Genomic DNA, 8,495 nt, shown 5'->3' on the forward strand with positions numbered 1-8,495 from the left:
GGGGGAGTGGTGGGCCGGTACTTCATCAGGCGATTCCTCGAGATCATCCCCGTCTTCTTCGGGGCGACCTTCCTCATCTTCGCGATGGTCTTCGCCTTGCCGGGCGACCCGATCAGGGCGCTCGCGGGAGAGAAGCCCTTGTCTCCTGCTGTGCAGCGGGAGTTCCGCGAGGAGTACCACCTAGACGAGACGCTCCCGGTTCAGTACGGCTACTACATCGGAGGTCTGTTCCAGGGTGACTTCGGTCAGACCTTCCGCGGCGAGCAGGTGATCGACATCATGAAAGAGAAGTTCCCGATCACGGCGAAGCTGGCACTGTTCGCGTTCATCTTCGAGGCCACCCTCGGTGTGCTGGCGGGAGTGCTTGCGGGACTGAGGAGGGGCTCCTTCATCGACAACCTAGTGTTGGTGTCGACGATCACGGTCGTGTCCGTTCCGGTGTTCGTCCTGGGGTTCCTGGCTCAGCTGATACTGGGCGCGGAGCTCGGGTGGTTCCCGATCGCAGGTATCCAGGACGGGACGGAGAGCTTCTTCCTTCCCGCGATGGTGCTGGGTTCACTGTCTCTCTGCTACGTCGCGCGTCTTCTCCGTACGAGCCTCGGGGAGAACCTGCGCGCCGACTACGTCCGCACCGCAACGGCCAAAGGCCTCTCCCGCATCCGCGTAGTTGGGCGCCACACCTTGCGTAACTCGTTGATCCCGGTGATCACGTACCTCGCCGTCGACCTGGGGATCCTGATGGGTGGCGCCATCGTGACCGAAACGATCTTCAACATGCCGGGTATCGGGCGTGAGGTCTTCCTCGCCATCCGCGGGCAGGAGGGAGCGCTAGTGGTGGGGATCGTGACGGCCGGAGTTCTCATCTTCATGTTCGCCAACCTGATCGTCGACCTGCTCTACGCGGTTCTGGACCCGCGGATCCGATATGACTGATGAGGAGCGGCGGACGGGCGGCGACGCTCCACTAGAGCCCGTCGATCAGCGCGACCGGTCGATGACTGAGCGTGATCGGCCGCTGGAACCCGGCGAGGGCATGGAGTTGCCTGGTCTGGAGGAGCCGCAACAGGAAACGATCGACCACGGCCCGTCTTTGTCCGGTCCCGATCCCTCCGGCCCGGGGGCGGCCGTCACGGCCGCGGCGGGTGACGCGCCGCTGCGGCAGGCGAGCCTGTGGGGGGACGCATGGCGGCAGCTGCGTCGAAACCCGTTCTTCATCCTGCCGCTGGGGCTGCTGCTGGTCTACACGGTGATGGCTGTCGCCCCGCAGCTGTTCACCGACCAGGATCCGCTGCTGTCTTGCAACCTGCGCAACAACATCGTCGACGGGAAGCTCCTGATCCGGGGCCCGAGTCCCGGGCACCCGTTCGGCTTCGACGTGCAGGGGTGTGACTACTACAGCCGCGTGATCTACGGAGCTCGAGTGTCTCTGACGATCGGGTTGTTCACCGTCTTCTTCGCTTCGGTGATCGCAGTGTCTCTGGGATCGCTCTCGGGCTTCTACGGTAGCTGGGTCGATGGTCTCATCGCACGCTTTGCGGACATCATCTTCGCCATCCCGATCACGCTCGGCGGGATCGTCGTTCTGAACACCCTGAACAACAGGGGCGTGCCTGAAGTCAGCTTCGCGCTGTTGCTGTTCAGCTGGCCGACGATGATGCGCCTGATGAGGTCGTCGGTCTTGAGCGTCAAAGAGATGGATTACGTCGCAGCCGCGCGAGCCCTCGGCGCGAGCGACTGGAGGATCCTTCAACGGCACATCCTGCCGAACGGTCTGGCGCCGGTGATCGTCTACGCGACGATCACCGTGGGCATCATCATCGCGGTGGAGGCCACGCTGTCTTTCCTGGGTGTGGGTTTGCAACTGCCGGCGATCTCTTGGGGCTTGATGATCAGCGGCGCGCAGTACCGGATCCTCGAGTACCCCCATCTGCTGTTCTTCCCAGCAGCCTTCCTCGTCGTGTTGGTGTTCAGCTTCATCCTGCTGGGTGATGCTCTGCGCGACGCGCTGGATCCGAGGCTCCACTGATGATGCAGCACACGGGCGTGACGTTCGAAACCAGGGCGCGTGATTACGAAGGTCACCTTCTCGAGGTAGAAGATCTCGCCGTCGAGTTCCGCACGCCATACGGCGTCGTGAACGCGGTGAACGGGATCAGCTACACGCTCGATCCTGGCGAGACGTTGGCGATCCTGGGCGAGTCCGGGTCGGGCAAGAGCGTCAGCGCGCAAGCCATCATGGGCATCATCGATTCGCCTCCCGGCTTCATCACGCGCGGAGCGATCCGGTACAAGGGCAGGGACCTGCTGAAGGTCCCGGAGTCGGAACGTCGCGCGGTACGAGGTCGCGAGATCTCGATGATCTTCCAGGACGCGCTCACCGCGTTGAACCCGGTATTCACGGTGGGTTTCCAGATCGGCGAGATGTTCCGGGTGCACCGGGGGATGTCGAAGGCGGACGCGAAGGAAAAGGCGATCGAGTTGATGGATCGGGTTCGGATCCCTTCCGCCAGAGAACGGGTCAACGACTACCCGCACCAGTTCTCGGGCGGGATGCGGCAACGTGTGATGATCGCGATGGCGCTCTCGTTGGACCCGGACATCCTGATCGCCGACGAGCCGACGACGGCTTTGGATGTGACCGTGCAGGCCCAGATCATGGAGCTGCTGCACGACCTTCAAGCGGAGACCGGTATGGGACTGATCCTCATCACCCACGACCTCGGCGTCGTAGCCGATGTCTCGGATCGGCTCGCCGTGATGTACGCGGGAAAGATCGTGGAGACCGGGAACGTCTACGACATCTATGGGAACCCCGCACATCCCTACACCGAGGGGCTGATGGCGTCGATCCCTCGGATCGATCAGAAGGGCGAAGACCTCAACCCGATCAAGGGGGCGCCTCCCAACCTCATGCGGATCCCGACCGGCTGTCCCTTCCACCCGAGGTGCCCGTATGCGCGCCGGCGCTGCGTAGACGAGGTGCCGCCCCTCTACGAGGTAGCCGGCGACAGGCGCAGCGCCTGTCACTACTGGGAAGAGGTCGTGTCGCCGAAGGAGCCCGTGAATGGCTGATCGTCCGGCAGAGCTTCAGGACCGGCCGCGGGGCCGCGGCGAGCCGATCCTCAGCGTCAGGAACCTCGTGAAGCACTTCCCGCTGACCCAGGGGATCATCTTCAAGAAGCAGATCGGTGCGGTGCAAGCGGTGTCGGACATGAGCTTCGACCTCTATCCGGGAGAGACGCTGGGCCTCGTCGGCGAGTCCGGATGCGGCAAGTCCACGACCGCCAAGCTGTTGTTGCGTCTCGAAAAGGCGACCTCTGGTCAGGCCTTCTACAAGGGCCGCGACGTCTTCACCATGAAGAAGAAAGAGCTCCGCACGCTGCGCCGCAACATCCAGATCGTGTTCCAAGATCCCTATGCCTCCTTGAACCCGCGCATGACGGTCGGCGACATCATCTCCGAGCCGTGGGACATTCATAAAGGAGTCGTCCCGAAGAACCAGCGCGACAAGAAGGTGCAGGAGCTCCTAGAGGTAGTGGGTCTCGATCCGGGCCACACCAACCGGTACCCGCACCAGTTCTCCGGCGGGCAGCGTCAACGCATCGGAGTCGCACGCGCTCTCGCGCTCAATCCCGAGATCATCATCCTGGACGAACCGGTCTCGGCGCTCGACGTCTCGGTGCAGGCGCAGGTCGTGAACCTGTTGGAGAGCCTGCAGAACGAGTTCGGGCTCTCGTACATCTTCATCGCTCACGATCTATCCGTGGTGCGACACATCTCGGACCGCGTCGCGGTGATGTACCTCGGGAAGATCGTGGAGATCGGCAACCAGGCGGACGTCTACGAGCGGCCTTCCATGCCGTACACGCAGGCACTCTTGTCGGCGGTCCCCGTGCCGGACCCGCGCGCCCGGGATCGGAAGAAGCGGATCATGCTGCAGGGCGACGTGCCGAGCCCCGCCAACCCACCGTCGGGCTGTCGCTTCCGCACGCGCTGTTGGAAGGCTCAAGACATCTGTGCAGAAGAGACGCCCGCTCTCATCGACAGAGGGCAAGGCCATCCGGCCGCCTGCCACTTCGCCGAGATAGAGCAGGTAGTCGTGACCGAAACTGCCTGACCTGACGTCTCGCGGTTTAGCCGCCGATCCCTTCGATCTCGTGCGTGTGACGCGCGTGATCGTGCGGTGTGTGGTCTGTCCGCTCGGGACGGTCCTTGAATAGAGCCGTCAGAGCGGGAGGGACGACGATCGTCGTAACAACGCTCATCATCACGACGATCCCGTAAAGGTCATCGCCGATGATCCCTTCCGCGAGTCCGATCGACGCGACGAGGATGCCTACCTCGCCGCGCGGGACCATGCCGGTGCCCACGATCAGCGCGGAGCGTCGTCCCATCCCGGCGGCGGCCACCCCACACCCCACGAGCTTCCCCGCGATCGCCAGCACGATCACCGCGAGTCCAAGAACGAGGTTGCGCGGGTCCGCGAACACGCTCAGGTCCACGAAGGTGCCGGTGACGACGAAGAAGAACGGAACCAAGAACGAGTAGACCGGCGTCAGCCGCTCCTCCAACTTGTACCGATCACGGGTCTCGGCGAACGCCATCCCTGCGAGGAACGCGCCGATGATGGCAGCGAGGTTGAGCGCCCCCGCGGTCGCCGACAGCGCGAGGCACAGCGCCAGGGCGATCGTGAAGACGCGAAGCTGGCCCATCCGGTCCAGCAGTGGCGTCGCCCGGTTCACCACCTGCGCCCCGAGGCCCCCCACGAGGATCACGAAGCCGATCGCGAGACCCGCCAACAACAGCACGGAGCCGATCGTGATGTCTCCTGTTACCGACCCGGCGACGATAGCCAGAACAAGCAGCCCGAGGACGTCGTCCACTACCGCGGCGCCAAGGATCACGCGGCTCTCCGGTTCACGGATCCGCCCGAGGTCGGCGAGGACGCGCGCCGTCACCCCCACAGAGGTCGCCACCATGGCCGTACCCAGGAACAACGCCTCTGCCGTCTCGCCGCCGGCCAGGGCTAGCAGAGCGAATCCGATGGCAAAGGGCAGAACGATCCCCGAGCCGCCGACAGCGAGCGCCCTGCCCCCGACCACTTTCAGCTCTGACAGCGGCGTATCCAGCCCGACCGCGAACAAGAGGATGATCGCCCCTAGCTCCTGGAAGACCTCGTGTGTGTGGGACTCCCCGATGAGACCGAGCAGATGCGGCCCGAACAAGATCCCGGCCAGGAGCTCCCCTATGACCGGAGGCTGGCGGAGGCGCTCGAAGAGGTAGCCGAAGACCTTGGCAAGGGTGAATATCAGCGCCAGATCTAGGAGGATCGCTTCGGTCGACATAACCGGGCGGACTCTAAGCGTTGCCTCTGCTGTGGCTGACGCCCGTCTCGCCCGCGTTGGTTCCGCTGCTACGACATCTGTAGTAGCTTCTTCGGCCAGAGGCATTGCGTGGCCGGCTCAACGGGCCATACACTGCCGCCTGCGACAGCGGTAGTACACGGGGGGAAGTTGAGCCAAGCGATCGAGGACGTCGGGCTGCCCGTTCAGGGTCCGATCTCCGGGCAGGACTCCGAACAGGTCGAGGGCCGGACCCCCCGGCAGCTGTTCTGGTTGCGGTTCAAACAAGACAAGGTCGCTTTCGTTGGCCTCGCCGTCATCCTGCTGCTGGCGCTAACCGCGATCTTCGCCCCGCTCATCGCAGAGAAGGTCGCGCACCGCGGTCCGAACGACCTGACGCTGTCGCGGGAGATGACCGACGAGTTCGGGCTGCCGAAGGGCCCCAACGAGACCTACATCTTCGGTGCCGACAAGGCCGGCCGCGACCTGTTCGTGCGCGTGATCTACGGGGCCAGGACGTCGCTTCTCGTTGCGATCATCGCGACCGGGATCTCTGTGTCGGTCGGCGTCGTTCTCGGCATGACTGCAGGGTTCATCGGCGGCAAGATCGACACGGTCATCTCGCGGATGATCGATGTGATCCTGTCGCTGCCCCTGCTCTTGTTCGCGATCGGTGTTGCGGCCGCGTGCTCCACCAGCAAGGAAGGCTGTCTGGGCGGCCGGATCAAGCCCGGGCTGTCGCTGGTCGTCTTCATCATCGCCGCCTTCAGCTGGCCCTATATCGCGAGGATCGTGCGCGGCAACACGCTGTCGATCCGCGAGAAGGAGTTCATCGAGGCGAGCCGCTCCCTCGGCGCCAGCAACCGGCGCATCATGTTCAAAGAGGTTCTACCGAACCTCGTGGCGCCGATCATCATCTATTCGACGCTGATCATCCCGAACAACATCATCTTCGAGGCCGCGCTTTCTTACCTCGGCCTGGGCGTGCCGCAGAAGACGCCTTCGTGGGGCCGGATGCTCTCCGATGCGAGCGGCCTTCTCGAGATCGCGCCCTGGATGATGATCTTTCCCGCACTGTTCCTCGTGCTGACGACGCTCGCCTTCAACCTGTTGGGAGATGGGCTTCGTGACGCGCTCGATCCACGTGCCGGACGCTGATCGGTTGCCCAAGACAAGGAGGTAAGTGAGCGATAGCCCGAGCAAGGTTTCCGACGCAAGACTGTTCCAACCGAGAGGAGTAAGTGATGCCAAGAAAGAAGAATCTCTGGGTCGTAGCGCTGCTGCTGATCCTGTCACTCGTTGCTGCCGCGTGCGGTGGCGACACCGACGGCGGTCCTGCGCAGACGGGTACCGAGGACACCGGAGAGGTGACCAAGGGCGGCGTCGCTACGTGGGAGAGCGAGGAGTTCGCGTTCACGAACGGTTTCGATCCCACGGGTGAGTACCTGGGAGAGGCGTGGGCGGTCATGACCAACATGCTCCTTCGCACGCTCGTCAGCTACCCGCACGTTGCGGGGACCCCGGGGAACGAGATCGTCCCTGACCTCGCCGAGGACCTCCCCGAGGTCTCCGACGACGGGCTTACGTACACGTTCAAGCTGAAGGAAGGGATCAAGTTCGGCCCCCCCGTGAGCCGCGAGATCACCTCGAAGGACATCGAGTACGCGTTCCGCCGCATCGCGACCGAGTCGCAGGTCGCGCAGTACGCGAACTACTACGAGGGCATCATCAAGGGCCTCGAGATCGGCAAGGACCCGGGCCCAGGCGGGATCGAGGGTATCGAGACCCCAGACGACAAGACGATCGTCTTCACGCTGACGAAGCCGACCGGTGACTTCCTGAACCGCGTGGCCATGCCTGCGACGGCGCCGATCCCCGAAGAGGTCGCGAAGTGCTTCACCAAGGCCGGCGAGTACGGCCGCTACGTCATCTCGTCCGCGGGCTACATGCTCGAGGGTTCCGAGGACCTGGACATCTCGAGCTGCGACACGATGAAGCCGATCTCCGGGTTCAACCCGACCAAGAGCCAGGTCTTCGTGCGCAACCCCGACTACGACCAGGCCACCGACGAGTACCGCCAGAACAACATCGACGGCATGGAGCACACGCTCAACACCAACACGAACGACTTCGAGCAGAAGGTGATCGCGGGTGAGGTCGACTTCGTCTACACCCCGACGCCTGCGACGCTGCGGAAGTTCGTCCAGGACCCCGAGCTGAAGCAGAGGCTCTACATCAACCCCGGTGACCGCACCTGGTACATCACGATGAACCTGGCGGAGCCGCCGTTCGACGACATCCACGTCCGGAAGGCGGCGAACCTCGTGATGGACAAAGAGGGTTTGCAGCGCGCGTGGGGTGGCCCGACGCAGGGCGAGATAGCGACCCACATCATCCCGGACGCGATGCTTAACGAAGCTCTCGCGGACTACAACCCGTACCCGAGCGAGAACGGCGCCGGTGACGAGGCCGCGGCCAAGGAGGAGATGAAGCAGTCGAAGTACGACACCGATGGGGATGGTGTCTGCGACGACCCGGTCTGCGACGGCGTTCTGCAGATCGGAAGCAACACGCCTCCGAACACTGACATGCTTCCGGTGGTCGAGAGCTCGCTCGAGAAGATCGGCATCACGTTGGACTCCCGCGAGGTCACCGACGCCTACACGCCGATCCAGACGGTCGCGAAAGAGGTTCCCATCTCGATCCGGCCAGGGTGGGGCAAGGACTACCCAGACCCCTTCACGTTCGTCGGGTTCCTCTTCGACAGCGACTTCCCGTGCACGGGTAACTACAACTACTCGCTCGTCGGGTTGACCGAGGAGAAGGCGAAGGAGTGCGGCATCGACATGCCGGACGAGCCCATCCCGAGTGTCGACGAGGACATCGCTGCCTGTGTCGAGCTCGCGGGCCAGGAGCGACTGGACTGCTGGGCTGAGCTCGACAAGAAGCTGATGGAAGAGGTCGTCCCGTGGATCCCGTACCTGGATGCTCAGGTCGTGTTCGGGACGAGTCCGAGGGTCACAAAGTTCGAGTTCGACCAGTTCGCCGGTCATGTGGCCTGGTCGAACATCGCCATCGACGAATCGGCGGCGGAGTAGGCAATACGGCCAAGCTGCACCCGTAACATGTCGTGAGAGGGAGCCGCCCCGTCAA

General features: G+C 63.7%; 7 protein-coding genes. 6 read left to right on the top strand and 1 reads right to left on the bottom strand.

Annotated features, from left to right (window positions below):
- Positions 1-9: 9 nt before the first annotated feature.
- From M3N53_05265 to M3N53_05280, 4 genes are read left to right on the top strand one after another with little or no spacing between them, the layout of a single operon-like run.
- A complete protein-coding gene (locus M3N53_05265; GenBank protein MDP9067745.1) occupies positions 10-933 on the top strand; it encodes an ABC transporter permease in 924 nt (307 codons plus the stop codon).
- Complete coding sequence (locus tag M3N53_05270; protein ID MDP9067746.1) at positions 926-2,026, top strand: ABC transporter permease; 1,101 nt, start codon at positions 926-928, stop codon at positions 2,024-2,026. Before M3N53_05265 ends, M3N53_05270 begins: the two co-directional genes overlap by 8 nt.
- A complete protein-coding gene (locus M3N53_05275) occupies positions 2,026-3,072 on the top strand; it encodes an ABC transporter ATP-binding protein (protein ID MDP9067747.1) in 1,047 nt (348 codons plus the stop codon). Before M3N53_05270 ends, M3N53_05275 begins: the two co-directional genes overlap by 1 nt.
- Positions 3,065-4,117, top strand: coding sequence for a dipeptide ABC transporter ATP-binding protein (locus tag M3N53_05280; protein MDP9067748.1), 1,053 nt, complete (start codon positions 3,065-3,067; stop codon positions 4,115-4,117). Before M3N53_05275 ends, M3N53_05280 begins: the two co-directional genes overlap by 8 nt.
- 16 nt (positions 4,118-4,133) lie before the next feature.
- Here M3N53_05280 and M3N53_05285 read toward each other — a convergent pair whose 3' ends face one another.
- Positions 4,134-5,345: a cation:proton antiporter gene (locus M3N53_05285; GenBank protein MDP9067749.1), complete on the bottom strand. Its 1,212-nt coding sequence runs from the start codon at positions 5,343-5,345 to the stop codon at positions 4,134-4,136.
- Positions 5,346-5,513: 168 nt separating this feature from the next.
- On the opposite strand from M3N53_05285, the gene M3N53_05290 reads away from it, so the two are divergent.
- Both M3N53_05290 and M3N53_05295 read left to right on the top strand, forming a co-directional pair.
- Positions 5,514-6,500 carry an ABC transporter permease gene (locus tag M3N53_05290; GenBank protein ID MDP9067750.1) on the top strand — a complete coding sequence of 329 codons (987 nt, stop codon included), beginning with the start codon at positions 5,514-5,516 and terminating at the stop codon, positions 6,498-6,500.
- Between the two features lie 86 nt (positions 6,501-6,586).
- Entirely contained in the window at positions 6,587-8,440 is a 1,854-nt protein-coding gene (locus M3N53_05295) for an ABC transporter substrate-binding protein (protein ID MDP9067751.1), read from the top strand.
- The last annotated feature ends 55 nt before the right edge of the window (positions 8,441-8,495 follow it).

The sequence above is a fragment of the Actinomycetota bacterium genome, from assembly GCA_030776625.1.
GTDB lineage: Bacteria > Actinomycetota > CADDZG01 > CADDZG01 > WHSQ01 > MB1-2.